This window comes from Streptomyces malaysiensis subsp. malaysiensis (genome assembly GCF_040653035.1).
Lineage (GTDB): Bacteria > Actinomycetota > Actinomycetes > Streptomycetales > Streptomycetaceae > Streptomyces > Streptomyces malaysiensis.
Window position 1 is genome coordinate 537,588 of the sequence record NZ_JBEZNG010000002.1, and the last position, 17,579, is coordinate 555,166.

Annotated in this window: 20 protein-coding genes; 5 read left to right on the top strand and 15 right to left on the bottom strand. The window is 71.3% G+C overall.

Annotation, left to right across the window (positions count from 1 at the left end; translation table 11 throughout):
* Window positions 1-276: 276 nt before the first annotated feature.
* The 4 genes from AB0E24_RS06605 to AB0E24_RS06620 form a co-directional block, all read right to left on the bottom strand.
* The gene (locus tag AB0E24_RS06605) at window positions 277-1,407 is read right to left on the bottom strand and encodes an LLM class flavin-dependent oxidoreductase (RefSeq protein ID WP_079256043.1); all 1,131 of its coding nucleotides are present in this window, start codon (window positions 1,405-1,407) and stop codon (window positions 277-279) included.
* Entirely contained in the window at window positions 1,404-2,780 is a 1,377-nt protein-coding gene (locus tag AB0E24_RS06610; RefSeq protein ID WP_351381666.1) for an NtaA/DmoA family FMN-dependent monooxygenase, read from the bottom strand. Before AB0E24_RS06610 ends, AB0E24_RS06605 begins: the two co-directional genes overlap by 4 nt.
* A gap of 19 nt (window positions 2,781-2,799) precedes the next feature.
* Window positions 2,800-4,020, bottom strand: a complete 1,221-nt coding sequence (locus AB0E24_RS06615; RefSeq protein ID WP_359375134.1) for an LLM class flavin-dependent oxidoreductase — start codon at window positions 4,018-4,020, stop codon at window positions 2,800-2,802.
* Between the two features lie 77 nt (window positions 4,021-4,097).
* A complete protein-coding gene (locus AB0E24_RS06620) occupies window positions 4,098-4,220 on the bottom strand; it encodes a putative leader peptide (RefSeq protein WP_349306531.1) in 123 nt (40 codons plus the stop codon).
* Between the two features lie 127 nt (window positions 4,221-4,347).
* Here AB0E24_RS06620 and AB0E24_RS06625 point away from each other — a divergent pair, with 127 nt between their 5' ends.
* On the top strand, window positions 4,348-4,575 hold the full coding sequence (locus AB0E24_RS06625) for a hypothetical protein (protein ID WP_359375135.1): 228 nt from the start codon (window positions 4,348-4,350) through the stop codon (window positions 4,573-4,575).
* A 77-nt stretch (window positions 4,576-4,652) separates the two neighbouring features.
* On the opposite strand, the gene AB0E24_RS06630 is transcribed toward AB0E24_RS06625, so the two are convergent.
* From AB0E24_RS06630 to AB0E24_RS06645, 4 genes are all read right to left on the bottom strand, one after another.
* Entirely contained in the window at window positions 4,653-5,168 is a 516-nt protein-coding gene (locus AB0E24_RS06630) for a GNAT family N-acetyltransferase (protein ID WP_359375136.1), read from the bottom strand.
* Complete coding sequence (locus AB0E24_RS06635; protein ID WP_359375137.1) at window positions 5,165-6,517, bottom strand: NtaA/DmoA family FMN-dependent monooxygenase; 1,353 nt, start codon at window positions 6,515-6,517, stop codon at window positions 5,165-5,167. The genes AB0E24_RS06630 and AB0E24_RS06635 overlap by 4 nt, the downstream gene beginning before the upstream one ends.
* A 196-nt stretch (window positions 6,518-6,713) precedes the next feature.
* Window positions 6,714-7,958 (bottom strand): vanadium-dependent haloperoxidase, encoded by a 1,245-nt coding sequence (locus tag AB0E24_RS06640; protein WP_359375138.1) that lies wholly within the window; start codon window positions 7,956-7,958, stop codon window positions 6,714-6,716.
* 407 nt (window positions 7,959-8,365) lie between these two features.
* Window positions 8,366-8,593 carry a hypothetical protein gene (locus AB0E24_RS06645; protein ID WP_359375139.1) on the bottom strand — a complete coding sequence of 76 codons (228 nt, stop codon included), beginning with the start codon at window positions 8,591-8,593 and terminating at the stop codon, window positions 8,366-8,368.
* Window positions 8,594-8,637: 44 nt separating this feature from the next.
* Here AB0E24_RS06645 and AB0E24_RS06650 point away from each other — a divergent pair, with 44 nt between their 5' ends.
* Together AB0E24_RS06650 and AB0E24_RS06655 are read left to right on the top strand one after the other, a co-directional pair.
* The gene (locus AB0E24_RS06650) at window positions 8,638-8,799 is read left to right on the top strand and encodes a hypothetical protein (RefSeq protein ID WP_351381651.1); all 162 of its coding nucleotides are present in this window, start codon (window positions 8,638-8,640) and stop codon (window positions 8,797-8,799) included.
* 192 nt (window positions 8,800-8,991) lie between these two features.
* Window positions 8,992-9,762, top strand: a complete 771-nt coding sequence (locus tag AB0E24_RS06655; protein ID WP_147965059.1) for an alpha/beta hydrolase — start codon at window positions 8,992-8,994, stop codon at window positions 9,760-9,762.
* Between the two features lie 71 nt (window positions 9,763-9,833).
* Here AB0E24_RS06655 and AB0E24_RS06660 read toward each other — a convergent pair whose 3' ends face one another.
* On the bottom strand, window positions 9,834-10,589 hold the full coding sequence (locus tag AB0E24_RS06660) for an NADPH-dependent F420 reductase (RefSeq protein ID WP_102933361.1): 756 nt from the start codon (window positions 10,587-10,589) through the stop codon (window positions 9,834-9,836).
* Complete coding sequence (locus tag AB0E24_RS06665) at window positions 10,586-11,101, bottom strand: winged helix-turn-helix transcriptional regulator (RefSeq protein ID WP_174882366.1); 516 nt, start codon at window positions 11,099-11,101, stop codon at window positions 10,586-10,588. Before AB0E24_RS06665 ends, AB0E24_RS06660 begins: the two co-directional genes overlap by 4 nt.
* Window positions 11,102-11,221: 120 nt before the next feature.
* Here AB0E24_RS06665 and AB0E24_RS06670 point away from each other — a divergent pair, with 120 nt between their 5' ends.
* Window positions 11,222-12,070: an SDR family NAD(P)-dependent oxidoreductase gene (locus tag AB0E24_RS06670; RefSeq protein WP_079256050.1), complete on the top strand. Its 849-nt coding sequence runs from the start codon at window positions 11,222-11,224 to the stop codon at window positions 12,068-12,070.
* A gap of 58 nt (window positions 12,071-12,128) precedes the next feature.
* Window positions 12,129-13,244, top strand: coding sequence for a DNA alkylation repair protein (locus AB0E24_RS06675; RefSeq protein WP_359375140.1), 1,116 nt, complete (start codon window positions 12,129-12,131; stop codon window positions 13,242-13,244).
* Window positions 13,245-13,270: 26 nt separating this feature from the next.
* Here AB0E24_RS06675 and AB0E24_RS06680 read toward each other — a convergent pair whose 3' ends face one another.
* The 5 genes from AB0E24_RS06680 to AB0E24_RS06700 are packed head-to-tail and all read right to left on the bottom strand — an operon-like array spanning window position 13,271 to window position 17,570.
* A complete protein-coding gene (locus AB0E24_RS06680) occupies window positions 13,271-14,029 on the bottom strand; it encodes an SDR family NAD(P)-dependent oxidoreductase (RefSeq protein ID WP_359375141.1) in 759 nt (252 codons plus the stop codon).
* A complete protein-coding gene (gene kce / locus AB0E24_RS06685; RefSeq protein ID WP_147965062.1) occupies window positions 14,026-14,967 on the bottom strand; it encodes a 3,5-dioxohexanoate:acetyl-CoA acetone transferase in 942 nt (313 codons plus the stop codon). The genes AB0E24_RS06680 and kce overlap by 4 nt, the downstream gene beginning before the upstream one ends.
* Window positions 14,968-14,989: 22 nt before the next feature.
* Window positions 14,990-15,880 carry an LLM class flavin-dependent oxidoreductase gene (locus tag AB0E24_RS06690; RefSeq protein WP_069862590.1) on the bottom strand — a complete coding sequence of 297 codons (891 nt, stop codon included), beginning with the start codon at window positions 15,878-15,880 and terminating at the stop codon, window positions 14,990-14,992.
* On the bottom strand, window positions 15,877-16,665 hold the full coding sequence (locus tag AB0E24_RS06695) for an HpcH/HpaI aldolase family protein (RefSeq protein ID WP_069862588.1): 789 nt from the start codon (window positions 16,663-16,665) through the stop codon (window positions 15,877-15,879). Before AB0E24_RS06695 ends, AB0E24_RS06690 begins: the two co-directional genes overlap by 4 nt.
* A complete protein-coding gene (locus AB0E24_RS06700; RefSeq protein ID WP_359375142.1) occupies window positions 16,662-17,570 on the bottom strand; it encodes a cupin domain-containing protein in 909 nt (302 codons plus the stop codon). The genes AB0E24_RS06695 and AB0E24_RS06700 overlap by 4 nt, the downstream gene beginning before the upstream one ends.
* Between the last annotated feature and the right edge of the window lie 9 nt (window positions 17,571-17,579).

Sequence of the window (17,579 nt, forward strand, 5' to 3'; positions counted from 1 at the left end):
GGGCTCAAAGCGCCCAGGCCATCAACACCGCGCGCTGGAAACCCGGAGAAGGTCGACGCAGCGTTCGCTGGTCAGCAAGGGATCCGAGGTCATGGGCAGAAATTCTGTGATGGCCCGCCATTCCTGTCAACCATGTCTTGGAATACGGACGGGTAAACCGTCTCGGCATCGCGACTGCCCTGGCGGCTCCACTGCGGCAACGCGTCTTCTCGGCCGCCGAACGGGTGTCGACGGCCGAGGCCGGTGGTCGACTCTTCTGCCGCTGTGCGGCTCGGCTCAGCGGCGTCGCCACTCCTCCGCGAGCAGTTCGTAGGAGCGCACCCGGTCGGCGTGGCGGTGGGTGATGGTGGTGATGAGCAACTCGTCCGCGCCGGTGGCTTCCTGGAGTTGTTCGAGCTGGTCGGCGACGCGCGCGGGCGAGCCGACGAACTGGGTGTCCACGCGGTCGGCGACCAGTTCCCGGTCCTCGTCGGACCAGACGTGGGTACGGGCCTGTTCGGGGGTGGGGAAGGGAATGGCGCCCTCGGCCGTGCGGATGCTGCGGACCCACAAGCCGTAGCCGGTGGCGCGGTCGCGGGCGGTCGCGTCGTCCTCGGCGACCACGACATCGGCGGAGACGCTGACGTACGGCTTGTGGAGCGTCCCGGACGGCTGGAACGCGGCGCGGTACGCCTCGACGGCCTCCAGGACGGTGGCGGGGCTGACGTGGTAGTTGGCGGCGAAGCGCAGACCGCCCCGGCCCGCGACCTGGGCGCTCTGCCCGCCGCTGCTGCCGAGGATCCACACCTGCACATCGGCGTCTTCGCCGGGGACCACGTGTGCCTCCTCGCCCTCGGAGCGGTAGTCGCCGCGCAGGAGGGCGAGGATGTCGTCGATCTGCTCGCCGTAGTCCTGCGGTTCTGCGCCCGGCTGCTGGAGGAGCCGCCGCTGGAGGGCGATACGGGGCGAGCCGAGCAGCCGCTGGACGGAGAACTTGGGCGGGATGCGCAGACCGTTCGGGGTGCGACCGTCGATGACGGGTGTCGTGGTGGGCGGTGCGTCGCCGGTGCGCTCGGTGGGACGTCCACCGGAGCGGCCGAGCCCGAGGTCGAGCCGTCCGGGGTGCAGGGCGTCGATCAGGCCGAACTCCTCGACGGTGGACAGGGCGGTGCGATGGCCGAGCTGTACGGCCCCGGAGCCGAGGCGGATCGTGGAGGTGGCGGAGGCGGTCAGGGCCAGGACGACAGCGGGCGAGGTCCCGGCCACGCCCGGGTTGAGGTGGTGTTCGGCGAACCAGTAGCGCGCATAGCCGAACCGCTCGGTCTGCCGGGCGAGGTCGACGCTGTTGCGCAGTGCCTCGGCGGCGGTCGAGCCGGAGGAGATGGGCACGAGGTCCAGGACCCCGAGGGGGGTGGCGAGGGACGTCATGACGCTGCCTGTTCCGGGTGCGTATCGGTGGCGGGGTGGGCCAGGCCGAGGTGGTCGCGCAGGGTCGTGCCCTCGTACTCGGTGCGGAACACGCCGCGCTCCTGGAGCAGCGGGACGACGGTGTCGGCGAAGACGTCCAGCCCGCCGGGGGTGATGTGCGGGACGAGGATGAAGCCATCGCTGGCGTCGGCCTGGACGAAGGAGTTGATGGTCTCGGCGACCGTGGCCGGGGAGCCGATGAACGACTGGCGGTTGCCGGTCTCGATGACCAGGTCACGGATGGACCACTTGTTCGCCTCCGCCAGCTCCCGCCACTCCCGGGCGACGGCCAGCGGATCGCGGTACATCCGCACCTGGGCGCGGCCGCGGGCGACGGTGTGCTCACCGGGGTCGGGGTCGATGTCGGGGAGCGGGCCGTCCGGGTCGTACGCGGACAGATCCCGGTTCCAGACGAACTCCAGGTGTTTGATCGCGGTGGCGCCACTGACCTGCTGGCGCCGCACCTCGTGGGCCAGCTCCCGCGCCTCGGCGTCGGTGTCACCGAGGACGAAGGTGGCCGCGGGCAGGATCAGCAGCTGGTCATGGGTACGGCCATGGCGGGCGAGGCGGCCCTTGACGTCCGTGTAGAACGCCTGCCCCTCCTTGAAGGTGCTGTACCGGCTGAAGATGGCGTCGGCGCCGGCCGCGGCGAACTCCCGGCCTTCCTCGGAGTCACCGGCCTGGAAGATCACCGGGCGGCCCTGCGGGCTGCGCGGGACGTTGAACTGCCCGGCGATGTCGAAGTGCTGTCCCCGGTGGGCGAAGGCACCGGCCCGCGCGTCGTCGAGGAAGGTGCCGGTCGCCTGGTCGGCGACGATCTCGTCACCCCGCCAGGAGTCGAACAGCTCGGTGGCGGTGGCCAGGAACTCCTTGGCCCTGGAGTACCGCTGGTCCTGCGGGAGGAAGCCGCCACGCCGGAAGTTCTCCCCGGTGAAGGCGTCCCAGGAGGTGACGACGTTCCACGCGGCGCGCCCGCCCGAAAGGTGGTCCAGGCTGGCGAACTGGCGCGCCACCTCGTAGGGCTCGTTGAAGGTGGAGTTGATGGTGCCGGTGAGGCCCAGCCGTTCGGTGACGGCGGCGAGCGCGGACAGGACCGTGAAGGTGTCCGGCCGCCCCACCACGTCCAAGTCGTATATCCGGCCGCCCTGTTCGCGCAGCCGCAGCCCTTCGGCGAGGAACAGGAAGTCGAACTTGGCGCGCTCGGCGGTGCGCGCGAAGTGTGCGAACGAGCTGAACTCGATATGGCTGCCCGCCTCCGGATCGCTCCACACGGTGGTGTTGTTGACACCGGGGAAGTGGGCCGCCAGGTGGATCTGCTTGAGCGAATTGCTCATGGTCGGTGGTCCCTCCGGCTCAGATGGTGGCGTAGCGGTTGGCGGGGCGGGCGAGGCCCAGCAGCCCGCGCAGGGTGTCGGACTCGTAGGACCGGCGGAAGGCGCCGCGGCGCTGGAGTTCGGGCACCAGACCGCGGGTGATCGCCTCGAGGTCGTGGCCGATCACACCGGGGCGCAGCCGGAAGCCCGACAGTCCGGTCCGCTGCCAGGACAGCAGCAGATCCGCGAGCTGTGCGGGGGTGCCGGTGAACACCTTGGCGTCGCTGGTGTACGGCTGGCCCGCGAGGGCGTCCAAGCGCTCCAGCCGGGCGGCCGCGGCGCCCGGTTCGTCGTCGAGGAACACCACCAGGTCGCCGAAGAGGTGCAGGGGCTCCTCCGCGCGGCCCGCCGCGGCCTGGGCGGCGCGGATCTCGGCGATGACGGCGCGCGCCTGGTCCGTGTCGTGCGGGGTGAGGTAGCCGATGTCGGTGGAGGTCGCCACCAGCCGGTAGGGCACGCTCTGATGCGCCAGGGCGCTGACGACCGGCTGTCCCTGCGGTGGCCTGGGGGTGATCGAGGGGCCCTTGACGCTGAAGTGCCGGCCTTCGAAGTCGATGTAGTGCAGCTTGTCGCGGTCGATGAAGCGTCCGGTGGCCACGTCCCGGATCTCGGCGTCGTCCTCCCAGCTGTCCCAGAGGCGGCGTACCACCTCGATATAGTCGGCGGCCTCCTCGAAGAGCTCCGCGGTCAGCTCCCGGACCGCCGGGGTGTCCAGATCCTCGGGGCCGAAGCGCGGAATGGCGCGGCGGCCGAAGTGCTCCGCCTCATGGCTCCGCCTGGACACCCGGAGCCGCAGCCCCGCGCGGCCGGTGCTGACGTAGTCCAAGGTGGCGATCGCCTTGGAGATGTGGAACGGCTCGGTGTGGGTGGCGACGACGGTGGGCACCAGCCCGATGTGCCGGGTCACCGGTGCCACCCGGGAGGCGATGAGCACCGCGTCCAGCCGCCCGCGCACCTGGTCGGTGCGGCCGTCGGGCTCCGTGCGGTGCGAGGACTGGTGCGAGAGCCCGTCCTCGAAGGTCACGAAGTCGAGCAGACCGCGTTCGGCCTCGGTGACGACATCGGTCCAGTACGCGGCGTCGAACAGCTCCCGGGGCCGGGCCTGCGGCTCGCGCCACGCGGCCGGATGCCAGCCCGCCCCGTCGAGGGCGACAGCCAGGTGCAGGAGCGTGGAAGAGGACGTGGATGAGGACTCGGACACGAAGGGTGCCTCCCTGTTCAGCCATGGGTGATCGGCCCCCCTCGACGGGAGGGCACGAGGTCTTCGAGGTGATCAGGTCAGCGACGACAGAGCGCGCCGGCCACGCGCAACAGGTCGATGTGGTGCCGGGAGTACAAGCGGACACCCTCACGGAGGGCCGGAGCCGGCGCGGGCGGACGGATCATCGGCCGCATCACCATCGCCTCTCGTTCCCGTTCCCGACGGGCCTTCGGGGCCCAGGCTGGTATTTCGGAACGCTACGTGAGGCCGGTGACCTCACGCAATCATCAACTCGGACGGTGCCGCGACATATTCCCCGGACAGGTCGTGATCGCCGAATCCGTGAACCTCCTCGCCCTCACCCGCGACGCGTGGCGCGACGTCGCTGTCCGTGTCGGCGTCGCCGCCGCCGAGATCGAGATCGTCTGCTCGGATCCCGCCGAGCGCAAGAGGCGGGCGTCCCAGCGCACGGTGGAATCCCCGGCCTGCCCCTGCCCACCTGGACGGACATCACCGACCGCGCATACGAACCGTGGCATCGGGACCACCACGTGATCGACACCGCCGGACGCGGCATCGCCGACTGCTCGCTGTCGGCCGGTGTCGGCCGGTGTCGGGGCGGGTGGCGGCCGTCATGCCCGGCGCCGGCCGAGGTCGTGGGAGAAGACGGCGGTCTTCAGCGGCCTGTGCCGGTTCTCGCGCTCCTCGCGGGCGTACTGACGGACGAAGCCGAGGCGGTGGTAGACGCGCTGGGAGACGAGGTTGTCCCAGCCCGTGTCCAGGACCAGGGCGCGCATGCCCCAGGACCTGGCGCGCTCGACGCCCTCGGTGAGAAGCGCACCGCCGGCTCCGCGGCTTCGGTGTTCGGGCAGGACGGCCAGCAGGCGCAGTTCCGCCTCATCGGGCAGGGCCAGGCGGGCGTACGCGGTGCCGGGGCGCAGCAGACTCGCGGTGCCGATCAGTGTGCCGTTCGGTTCGTGCACGGCGACCAGCAGATCTCCGGCGGCCGCGCGGCCGGGCGTGTCGCGCAGCAGGGCCAGCCGTTCGGGGCGGGGTGCGCTGTTACGGCTGCGGAAGCCCTCGACGGTGACGGCCGCGACCCGCTCATGCTCATGGGCACGGGCGGTGCGGACGCGGATATCGCTCATCGGACCGAGGCCGGGGCGGGGCCCAGGCCCAGGTGGTCGCGCAGGGTGGTGCCGTGGTACTCCGTGCGGAACACCCCGCGTTCCTGGAGTTCGGGAATCACGGTGTCGACGAACTCGTCCAGACCGGTGGGGGTGAGGTGCCCGGAGATGATGAATCCGTCGCAGGCGTCGCCCTGCACATGGGTGTTGATCTCTTCGGCGACCTGGCCCGGTGTGCCGACGAAGGCGTGGCGGCCGGTCAGCTCGATGACCAGGCCGCGGATGCTCAGCTTCCTGGCCTCGGCGACCTCCCGCCAGTGGCGCGCCACCGCGAGGGGGTCGTGTTGATGACGTGCCCGGCCGCGGGTGATGCCGACGGCGTCGGCGAGCGGTTCGACGTCGGGAAGCGGTCCGTCGGGGTCATAGCCGGACAGGTCGCGTCCCCATACCTGTTCGAGCTGCGCGATCGCTCCCTGCGGGGAGACCTGCTGGTGGCGGATGTGGCGGGCGCGCTCCCGCGCCTCCTCCTCGGTGTCACCGAGCACGAAGGTGGCCTGGGGCAGGATCTTCAGATGCCCCGGAGCACGGCCGTACTTGGCGAGCCGGCCCTTGACATCGGCGTAGAAGGACCGACCCGCCGCCAGTTCGGCGTGGATGGTGTAGATCGCGTCGGCGGTCGCGGCGGCGAACTCACGGCCGTCGCCGGAGTTTCCGGCCTGGATCAGCACCGGATGGCCCTGGGGGCTGCGCGGCACCGTCGGACGCGCGGCGATGTCGAACTGCCGACCCCGATGACGTACTTCGGCGATGGCCCCGTCCTTGACGAAGACCCCGGCGGCAGGGTCGGCGGCCACCGCGTCCGGGGCCCAGGCGTCCCACAGCTCGCGAGCGACCTCGACGAACTCCGCGGCGCGGGTGTACCGGTCGGCGCGGTCCAGGAAGCCGCCCCGGCGGAAGTTGGCGCCGGTGAAGGCGTCCGAGGAGGTGACCACGTTCCATGCGGCGCGCCCGCCGGAGAGGTGATCCAGCGTCGCGAACTGCCGGGCGAGTTCGAAGGGTTCGTTGAAGGTGGCGTTCACCGTCCCGGCCAGGCCGATGCGGTCGGTGACCGCCGCCAGCGCGCTGAGCACCGGCAGGGTGTCGGGTCTGCCGACCACATCCAGATCGAAGATCTTCCCGCGGTGTTCGCGCAGCCGCAGCCCCTCGGCGAGGAAGAAGAAGTCGAACTTTCCGCGCTCGGCGGTGCGCGCGAGATGGCGGAAGGAGGAGAAGTCGATCTGGCTGCCGGAGCGCGGATCGCTCCAGACGGTGTGGTTGTTCACGCCGGGGAAAGCTGCCCCGAGGTGCACCTGCTTGGCGGGTTCGCTCATGCCGGACTCCCGGTGATGACGAGACGGAAACGGTTCACGACGCCCACGACTCCTGCCTCGGGAGCGGGGGCAAGCGTCGGCACGGCCCTTCGCTCACCGCCCCGGACGCCCGCCGCCGTCCCGGCCGCGCGCGGCTGATCCCGTATCCGGCGACGGGGGCGGGGCGGTGAGCGCAAGAGCCGTCCGTTTCGCGGGCTCAGCGCAGGAGCCGACCGGACGCACCCAGGACGTACGCGGCCACCTTCTTGCCGAGGGCGACTCCGGACTCGTCGGCGGAGCGGGTGTGGATGCCCGAGAGGATCCGCGCCTCGACGTTCTCGGCCGTCAGCCGGTGCCAGTCCGTGTACTCACGGGTGACCCCCGGCGCGGTGGGGCTGGTCAGCTCGAACGGCGCGGTGCGCGGGCCGGTGAGCGCGGACAGTATCCCCTCCGCCGCGCCCGCGAAGGTGTTGTGGCCGCTCGGATAGTCCGGGTGCGCCGGTGTGTTGTGCAACGGCGTCCAGTCGGGGTCGGGGTCGATGGCACCGGTGCGGATGGCGGTGACCGGACGCCAGCGCAGATACGCGTACTTGGAGTCGGAGGTCGCGATCTGCGTGTCCACCGACGCGATGTGGAACAGCGCCACCAGCTTCGCCCGCTCCTCCACCGACCCGGCGGAGCGGGACAGCGCGACCCGCAGCGGCTCGGTGTAGAGGGTCAGCGAGGATCCGTACCAGAAATTCGCCGTCTCCGTCTGGTGGGCGGTGCGCCGTGTGCTGTCCGCCGCGCCGTAGGCACGCACTTCGGCCAGGTCCGAACGGTACCGCCGGGAATCCAGCGCCGGCGGCGGTCCGAGCCGGAACTGGTCGGGGGCCGCCAGCACGAACGGCCGCGCGACGCGGTTGCCGTACTGCGTGGCGGGGGCATACGCGGGCGGCGTCGGCTGCCAGACACCGGGGGCGGCCGGGGGCACGGTGAACGGGGCGTCGACCGACGCCGGGTCCAGGCCGTCGCCCTCCCGGGACGCGAGGACGGACCGGGCCTCCCGCTCACCCGCCGCCACGCCGCGGTCCTCGGCCGGGCCGTCCGGGATCCCGTCGAGGGTGCGGCGGAACGCGGCGTCCAGCTGCTCGGTGCGCGTCGGCACGAGGGCGATCAGGGAACTGTGCACCGCGGAGGCCAGCGCGGCGTCCTGGTAGTCGCCCCGGTCGACGCCCGGGGGCACCTCGCGGCCGGCCCGTGCGCCGGCCAGCCAACTCACCGCCCATGTGCGGCTGTTGGTCACCTGGGTCGGCGCTCCGGCCGCCGCGATCGTCCGGGCTGTCGTGTCGTACCAGTCGAGCACCACCGATGGACGCGACTCGGCGGGCGCGGCGACGGCGGCCGGGGCCACGGCCGAGGCGGCCAGCAGCGACGCGGTTCCGAGGGCGAGCATGAACGGTCGGGTGGCTGTCGGACTCACCAGCAACTCCTCATACGTCGGGACATGCGAAAAGCTCGGTCGGGGTGCGCACGGTGACAGTCGTGTGCGCGCGGCCGACCTGCGGTGATGTGGAGGGCAGAGCGGTCAGCACGAACGGCGCGCGCCTGGGCGTGCACATTCCCGGGCGCGAGGCGTACGGCAGCGGGGCGTACGGAAGTCAGCTGGTCCCGCGGGGCGGAATTCGGCGCGATGAAGGTCTGTTCGCCGCTGGATTTCAGCTACACAGCGCGCCGGCCCTGCGCATCGGATCGACGGGGCGCCGCTGCGTGAACCGCGGAGAGATCGGCATGCCGCTGAAGCTATCCACGACGCCGAGAAGGGGTCAAGCGCGCGTTCGCCTTTCCAGCAGGCGGCAATGACGACTTCGTACGGCTGCCATGTACGCGTTACACGGCCCTCGGTGCCATGTCACGGAAGCCGAGCAGGGCGCGCACCGCCTCGATGGTGGCTGTGGTCAGGGCGGGGTCGCAGCCGACCGCGTCGGCCGGGCCCTCCCCCATGAGCCTGCGGAGAGCGGCGTCGTGGGTGCCGACGATCTGCTGGGCCTCTTCCAGAAGCCGGGTGCCGTGGGCGGTGAACCGGGCCTTCCGGGCGTCACGTTCGACGATGTGCACATCATCGTTGGACGGCCGGCTCCGGCCTCGTGCATTCTGAGGTCATGCCGCGTACAGCGTTCGTGGCGGCCGCCGGGCCGCGCACTCACCGCACCGGGTCCGGCCCGTCGGCCGCCGGACCGGTGGTGTGCCGTGCCACGAGCGCCATGCTGACACGGCGGCGCGTGGTCGATTTCGGCCGCACCGGCGCCATGCGCTGTCGCTGACTCAAGGCTTTCTTCGCCGCGCTCGCCGGGGCCTGTTCGCCGCTCCTCCGCTGCCTCCCCGCGCGCGCCTGCGCGCCCCCGCGCCGGGAAGCGCTCCCGGCGCCTCCTCCCCCGTCCACACCTCCTCACCCGCACGGCCGCTCCCCCCGCTCGCGCGTGCGGGTGGCGCCACTGTCGATGAATCGAGTTCTCATGTCCTCTGCTCAGCCTGTCCACTCCTGGGACGAACCAGCGGGAATCGCCCCGCGCGGCACGCTCGTGCTCCTCCCCGGTCGGGGTGAACACGGCGGTGTGTACGAGCGGTTCGGCCGCCGGATCTCCGCCGACGGCTATCGCGTCCGTGCCCTGGGCGACGCCTCGTCCGGCCCCGAGGCCATCGCCGAGACGGCCACCGAGCTGTTGCGCGACGAGACGCTCCCGGGCCCCCGCGTACTGGTCGGCTCCGACACCGGGGCATCCCACGCGGCGCGGCTCGCCGCCCTCGGCACCGCCGGACTCGACGGGTTGATCCTCGCCGGACTGCCGACCGGGCCGGGTCCGGCCGAAACGGCCGCTTCGGACTGGGAGGACGAGCTGGAGCGGCGCACCGCCTGCCCCACGCATCGGGGCAGGCTGACCGCCGACCCCGCGTTCCGGCGCGGCGCCCTGGCGGGGTCGCCGGCGCCGGAGTCGCCCACGCTGGAGGGGATCTCCGTTCCCGTGCTCGGGCTGCACGGTACGGAGGACACCGTCAGCCCCCTCGATGAGGTACGCCGTGCGTTCCGCGGGCTGCCCGGCGCGGAGTTGGTGAGTCTGGCCGGCACCCGGCACGACGTACTCAACGACGTGACGCACCGCACCGCCGCCGCCACGGTGGTGCTCTTCCTGGAGCGGCTGCGGCTGGCTCCCGGCCCGGCGTCCGGCCCGACGTCCGGCCCGGCTCCCGGTCTGGCGCCCATCGCCGTCACGGAGACCCTCGTATGACCGTCCCCGCCGAGCGGCCCGTATTCCGCCGCATCGGTCCGCCGCCGCGTGACCGCGGACCGAAGTGGCGGTCAGCCGCCGAGCCCTGCCGGCAGGACACCGGCGCGGGACGGCCCACGCACCGCGCTCGCGACCAGTTCGCGGACCCGCGCCGCGGGGACGGTGCTGCCGGGGTCCTCCGAGGTCCACCGGAACCAGTCCTTGGGGCCGAGTCCGGCGGGTGCCTCGCCGCGATAGGGCTCGACATACACCGGGGTGTTCGGTTCGCTGCGCCAGCTCTCGGCGAGTGTGCCGATGTCCACCGCGTCGTATCCGAGGGTGTCCAGCAGACGCGTGGCCTCTTCCTTGGCCCTTGTGTCATCGCCGGCGATGGGCAGGGCGCTGCGGTCGGGTGCCCCGGCGGGCCGGGCGAGGGTGAACAGCTGGTGGAAGCCGATGTTGTTGAACGCCTTGACCACGGACGAGCCCGTCAGATGGCGCTGGAGCAGACCGCTGGAGGTGATGTCGTCCGCGTCGAGCTCGGCCATCCGGCCGTCACGGTCGGGGTAGTAGTTCATCGTGTCCAGCACGGTCTTGCCGTTCAGCGCGTCCGCGGGGATCTGTTCGTAAGCCTTCAGCGGGATGGTCGCCACCACCAGGTCTCCGGCGTGTGCGGCTTCCGCGGGGGTGGCCGCACGGGCGTGGTCACCCAGAGTGTCCACGAGTTCGCGAAGGGTTTCGGGCCCTCGCGAGTTGCTGAGGACGACGTCGAGCCCCGCGGCGACGGCCAGCCGGGCGAGGGATGTGCCGATCGATCCACTGCCGATGAGTCCGAGTGTTCGCGTCACTGTGTGCTCCCTTCCATGCGCCGCCGGTCCAGCTCGTCATAGCGCGCCCGCATGGCCTCGCTGGCGGCCGGACCGGCGGTGAACGTGTACATCCTGCTGTCGTCGAGACGTTTGCCGGTGCGCGCGTCGACCACGACCGGTTCGGCCTCCTCGCCGGTTTCCGCGTCCACGAGGATCATGGCGCGGGCCTCGGGGGCGAGGTGCTGATTGCCCCAAGCCGCCAGGGCGACGATCACCGGCCGCAGGGAGCGCCCGCGCTCGGTGAGGACGTACTCATGGCGGACCGGGTTGGTCTGGTACGGCCGTCGCTCCAGCAGGCCGTCGGCCACGAGGGTCTTCAGCCGGGCGGTGAGCATGCTGGTGGAGATGTTCAGGCTCTGCTGGAACTGGTCGAAGCGCGTATAGCCGTCGAAGGCGTCGTGGAGTATCAGCAGCGTCCACCACTCGCCGACGTGCTGCACCGTGGTCGACAGCGGACACTCACGGTCCTCCAGCCGGATCCGGCTCGGCATGACACCCTCCCAGGGTTACTGCTAAAGTAGAAGTCACTAGCTTCTATTTTAGCAGTTGCTGGTCCGGCCGTCCTGGCCACCATGACAGCAGCGCACGCCCACCCGTTTAAGAGGCAACCCATGAAGACTTGGTTCATCACCGGCGGCACCCCCGGCGGATTCGGCATGGCCTACGCCGACACCGCCCTGGAGAGGGGTGACAACGTGGTGCTCACCGCCCGCCGCCCGCATCTGCTCGACGAGTGGGCGAAGAGCCACGGCGAGAAGGCGCTCGTGCTGCCGCTGGACGTCACCGACGCCCGGCAGATCCACGACGCCGTCACCGCCGCCGAGGAACGGTTCGGCGGCATCGACGTCCTGGTCAACAACGCAGGCCGGGGCTGGTACGGCTCCGTGGAAGGATCGCCCGACGCCGACATCCGGCGCTCCTTCGAGCTGAACTTCTTCTCCGTCACCGCGGTCCTGCGCGCCGTCCTGCCGGGCATGCGGGCCCGCCGCGGCGGGTGGATCGTCAATATGTCCTCGGTCGCGGGGCTCAGGGGCGTACCCGGCTTCGGCTACTACAGCGCCGCGAAGTTCGCCCTCGAAGGTCTCACCGAAGCGCTGCGTGAGGAAGTGACGCCGTTCGGCATCAAGGTGCTCGCCGTCGAACCGGGCGCCTTCCGCACCCGCGCGTACGCCGGATTCGCCGCCGAGCCGGTGGCCGAGACGGTCGACGCCTATGTGCCGTTCGTCGAGACCGTCCGCGACTCCATGATCGGCCAGGACGGTACGCAGCCCGGCGACCCCCACCGCGGAGTGCGGGCCGTCCTGGACGCCATGGAGCGGGACACCCCTCCTCGCCGGATCGTCCTCGGCGGCGCGGGCTACGATGCCGTCCACGACCAACTCGAAGGCATGCTCGAAGAGTTGCGCGCCTTCGAAACCGCGTCCCGCGGCGCCGACTTCCCTCCCGCGCCCGCGCGGTAGCCGCTGCGACCGAGCCCACCCAGATCCCGCCGGAGCAACACGCCTTCCTGGAGTACATGTGCCCACCGCAGACGAGCTGATCAGCCCCGACGGCATCCGCCGCCTGGCTGCCATCCTCCAGAAGTCCTCCCCCGCCCCCTCACGCTGGCAGTCCGTGGCCAACAGCTCGACGACGCTGGGGCCCCTCGGCCTCGGCGAACGGGCGCGGTCCGTGGCCGACGCGCTCCTGACCGACTGCGGCCGCGACTACGAACGCCTGGCGCACGCGGTGCGCAAGGGCCTGACGCACCCGGACCTGACGGGCTGGATGATCTGGCCGGTCGGCGAAGCCGTCGCCGTGGCGGCCACCGAGGCCGCCGACGGCCGGCACTTCGACGACGGCCTCGACCTGCTGGCGGAGCTCACCCCACGTCTGACGAGCGAGTTCGCCCTGCGGACATTCCTCAACCAGGATCTGGAACGCACGCTTGCGGCGGCGCTGGTCTGGACGGACTCCCCCGACCCGGCCGTACGACGGCTGGCGAGCGAGGGCAGCCGCCCCAAACTCCCCTGGGCGCGGCAGGTTCCCGAGCTCAACCGCGATCCCGGCGCCACCGTTCCCGTGCTGGACAAGCTGCACTCCGATATCTCGCCGGATGTGCGGCGCTCGGTGGCGAACCACGTCAATGACATCTCCCGCCTCGACGCCGAACTGGCCACCAAGGTGGCCGCCCGGTGGACGCACAACCCGGCGCCCACCACACCGGCCCTGGTGCGTCACGCCATGCGCACCCTCGTCAAGAAGGGCGATCCGGCAGCCCTGGAGCTGGTCGGTTTCCATGGCGGCCGCGAGGATCTCCAAGTGGTCGGGCCGCTGCTGACGGAGACGGCGGTCCCTCATGGCGGAACCCTCGTTTTCACCGCGAGCGTCACCAACGTCTCCGACCGGCCCGTCTCCCTCGCCATCGACTACGTCGTTCATCACCTCAAGGCGAACGGAAAGCTGGCACCCAAGGTGTTCAAGCTCACCAAACGCGACCTGGCTCCCGCGGAATCCGTTGATGTGACGCGCAGCCATTCATTTCGCCCCATCAGCACACGCGTCTACTACCCGGGCACCCACGCCGTGCAGCTTCAAGTCAACGGTCATCAATTCGGCCTGACGGAGTTCAGGCTCCTGGAGAGCGCGGAGTAGAAACCCCACGCGGGCGGGTGTGGGGGTCAGGCGCGGAACCCGCCGTCGACCGGCAGTACGGCCCCGCTGATATGGCTCGCCCGGTCGCTCAGCAGGAACGCCGCGCTCGCCCCGACCTCAGCCCCCGTTCCGGCCTTGCGCAAGGGCGTGGCCGCGATCCGTGCCTCCACGCCACCGGGGATGGCCCGCCGGGTCTCGGCGAGCATCGGGGTCTCGGTCGGGCCGGGAGCCAGCACGTTCACCCGGATTCCGAGCGGTCCGAAGTCGTGGGCGGCGGTGCGGGTCAGGCCGATGACCGCGTGTTTGGTGGCCTGGTACGCGCCCATGCCGGAGCTGCCGCGGAGACCGCCGATACTGCTCACATTGACGATCGAGCCAAAGCCCTGCCCCTCCATGACACGTATCTCTTCACGGATGCACAGCCAGGTGCCCTTCACATTCACGGCCATGATCCGGTCGAAGTCCGCTTCCGGGACCGCGTCGAGGCGCCCGCCCTGGGTCATCGCGGCGTTGTTGAACGCGCCGTGGAGCCGGCCGAACCGTGCGACGGTGGCGTCGACGAACCCGGCCACGCTCGCCGCGTCGGAGATATCGCCGGTGGTGAAGGCCACATCGTGCCCCTCGGAGGTGAGTTGCTCGGTGAGGGCGGCGAGCGGCTCCTTGGTGCGTGCGACGAGCATGAGGGCGGCGCCGTCCTCCGCGAGGACACGCGCGGCATCGGCTCCGATCCCCGCGCTGGCCCCGACGAGGAGGATGACTTTGCCGGCGAGCGGCGGAGTGCTCATGAGACCGTGCTCCTGTCGATGTCCGTGGCACCGCGCAGCGCGAGCATCGCCCGGGCGTCGGCGGGGGTGGCGATCGGCAGGTCCAACTCCTCGACAAGCGACCGGATCTTCCTGACCTGCTGGGCGTTGCTCTCCGCGAGCCGTCCCCTGCCGATCCACAGGCTGTCCTCGAGCCCCACCCGCACATGGCCGCCGAGCAGGGCGCTGTGGGTGCCGAAGCGCATCTGGTCGCGGCCAGCCGCGAAGGCGGAGAAGGAGTAGTCGTCGCCGAAGAGCTTGTCCGCGATGCGCACCATGTGGTCCAGGTTCTCATGATCGGCGCCGATGCCGCCGAGGACGCCGAACACGCCCTGGATCAGCAGGGGCGGTTTCGCCAGGCCCCGTTCCACGAAGTGGGCGAGCGAGTAGAGATGTCCGATGTCGTAGCACTCGTACTCGAACCGGGTGCCGGACTCACCGAGCGTCCGCAAGGCGTGTTCGATGGCGTCGAAGGTGTTGATGAACGGGCGGGAGTAGGACATGAGCACATGGGGCCTCTCCCAGTCGTGCTTCCAGTCGGTGACCCGGTCGGCCATCCCCGAGTACACGAAGTTCATCGAGCCCATGTTCATCGATGCGAGTTCGGGCCGGACCCGGACGGCACCCGCCAGGCGCTGCTCCATCGTCATCGCCGGTGAGCCACCGGTGGTGATGTTGATGACGGCGTCGGTCCGCGCGGTGATCCACGCGATGATCCGCTCGAAGACCTCGGGCTCGAAGGTGGGCTGCCCGTCCGGCCGCCGGGCGTGCAGATGTACGACGGCGGATCCCGCCTCGACCGACTCGACCGCGGCCCGGGCCACCTGCTCGGCGGTCAGCGGGAGGTAGGGGCTCTGGGACGGCACGTGTACGGAGCCCGTCACCGCGGTGGTGATGATGACCTTCTCGGCCGCCCGCATCAGTTCTTCTCCTCTGTGATGGTCATGTGTCGTCGTCTCCTGTCGTCCGGGTCGTGTGCGGGGGTGCGAGCGCCCGGTAGGCGTCGAGTTTGGCGTCGTCGAGCCGGCCGACCAGGCTGATGGCCACCTGGGTGGCGCCCGCGTCGTACTGCCGCCGCACCGCCTGGCGCACCTGGTCGGGTGTGCCACAGGCGACGAGGGCGTCCACGAGCCGGTCGGAGCCGGGTGGTGCGAGGTCGGCCTCGGTGAACCCGAGCCGGGTCAGCTTGGCGATCTGGTGCGGCAGCGTCAGGTAGTAGGCGAGGCGTTCGCGCGCCACATCGCGGGCCGCGGCACGGTCGCGGCCCACCACCGCCCACTGGACGACCGAGAGGAACAGGTCGTCCCCGATCGTCTCGCGCGCCCAGCGGGTGTGCTCGGGTGTGACGAGAAAGGTGATCAGGCCGTCGGCGCGTTCGGCGGCGAGGCGGGTGATCCCGGCCGAATACGCGCCGAGCACCCGTGGCACCGCCGCCCGGCTGCCGCCCCGGCGGGCGATGGTCGCGTCGACCTCGTCGAGGTAGTCGCGCAGGAAGGGCAGCGGGCCGACACCCCGCTCGCGGACCGCGCCGCTGACCCCGAGCCCCAGCACATAGCGCCCCGGGTAGCCGGCGGCGAGGTCCCGCGCCGCCGACGCGGCGGACTTCGGCACACGTTCGAGCGCACGGGCGACGCCGTTGCCCACGATCATCCGGTGTGTCGAACCGAGCGCGAGCGCCGCGGTGGTGAACGCTTCGCGCCCGGCGACCTCGGGGATCCAGACCATCCGGTGGCCGCCCTCTTCGAGGGCCCGGAGGAAACGCACCGCTCCCTCGTGGTCGAGGTCGTCCAGTTCGGCGATCGACAGCGCCGAGCGGGGCAGGGAGAGCGTCATCGGTGCCCGTCCGCTTCCCGGAACGCCGTGACCAGCCCGCGCGCGGTCTCCGCCAGCATCGAGGTGTCATTGCTGAGCAGGACGAAGTCGCAGCCGTCGCGCACCGCCCGCGCGGCGCGTTCGGGCACGCCGCCGAACGCGAGCCCGCAGAGCTTTCCCGCGGTGTGCGCGGCTTCCTCCGCCGAGCTGATCAGCTCCAGCACCTCCGGTGAGGCCGGTGTGGAGCCCATCGACATCGAAAGATCCGCGGCGCCCACGAACACCGCGTCGACGGAGTCGAGGGCCAGGATCCGCGGTGCGGCCTTGATGGCCTCGACGCTTTCGAGCTGTGGAATGCACAGCACATCGTCGTTGCCGGTGGCGAGGTAGTCGGCGCCGGGGGCCAGCCCCCACGCCCCGGCCCGGCTGGTGCCTCCGGCACCGCGCACCCCGTGGGGCGGAAACCGGCAGGCCCGCCCGACGGCCGCGGCCTCCTCGACGGTGTCGACGTGCGGCACGAGGATGCCCATGGCCCCCGCGTCGAGAATCTTCTGGATCGTCGAGGCCGTCTTGTCCGGCACCCGTACCAGGGGCACCATGCCCAGCGCGGCGGCCGAGTTGATCAGCCGGTACGCGGTCTGGAGGTCCAGCGGCGCATGCTCCAGGTCGATCACCACGAAGTCGAACCCGGCGTACGCCATGATCTCGGCCGGCTCACCCGAGGCGATCTTCAGCCAGGTGCCGAGCGGGGTGGTGGCGCGGTCCGGTGCGAACAGCCCGGCGCCCGTGCGTCGTGGCGCGCTCATGGCATCGGGTAGTCGTCGGCGTTGAGCACCCAGCCGGGTTTCTCCGAGAAGTCGGTGCGTGGCGGGCTGAAGATGTCGATCAGCTGGTTCACCTCGGGATCGCTCGCTTCGGAGGTGTGCACGGTGGGCGGCGGAATGATCGCGAGGGACGGGCTGCCGAGCCGTACATGCTCGTCGTCGCGCCACTGGGAGCTGTCGCCCAGCCAGGGGGTGCGGATGTGGTGTACGTACTGCCCCCGCACGGCCAGCGACAGCTGCTCGAAGTCGTCGTGGGTGTGCGGTGAGAGCTTGTGCGGGTCGCGCGGACCGTCCAGTTCCGGCAGGAAGTTGACCATGAAGGACCGGGTGCGGAAGATGCGGCCGAACCGAGCCGGGTCCTCCGGCACCCCGGCCAGCGGGTAGAACCGTACGGCGGGTCCGCCGACGGGCTCCGGCCACCGCTCCAGCAGTGCGACGCGCGGGTGGTCCGCCGCGTACGCCTCGGCGTTGGCGGCCCGGTCCCGCCACGCCGGCTCGGCGGCCTCGACCAGGCGGATCAGCGGGCCGTCGCCGTGCACACTGATCCGCGAGGCACCGGGCGGGACCACCACGAGTCCGGGCGTATCGATACGTGTGCTCCCCTCGCCGGTGACCACCGTGAAGGCGGGAGAGGCGCCGGTGACCACCACGGCGAGCTCACCGTCGAGCGTCCCGTTGTCGAGGTCGTCGCCGGCTCGCGCTTCGGCGTGCGCCAGCACCACGTTCTGGGCGCGGACGACCGCGGTACGGGCGTCCGGTGTCGCGGCGCCGGGCGGGGCGAGGCGGTGCAGATCGAAGTACTGGGCGGCGGCTATCGCGGCACCGCTGTCCGGCCGTGGTGCGGTCGCCGTGGCGAGCGAGGAGCGGGGGTCGTCCTTTTCGTACACCGTGGTGTC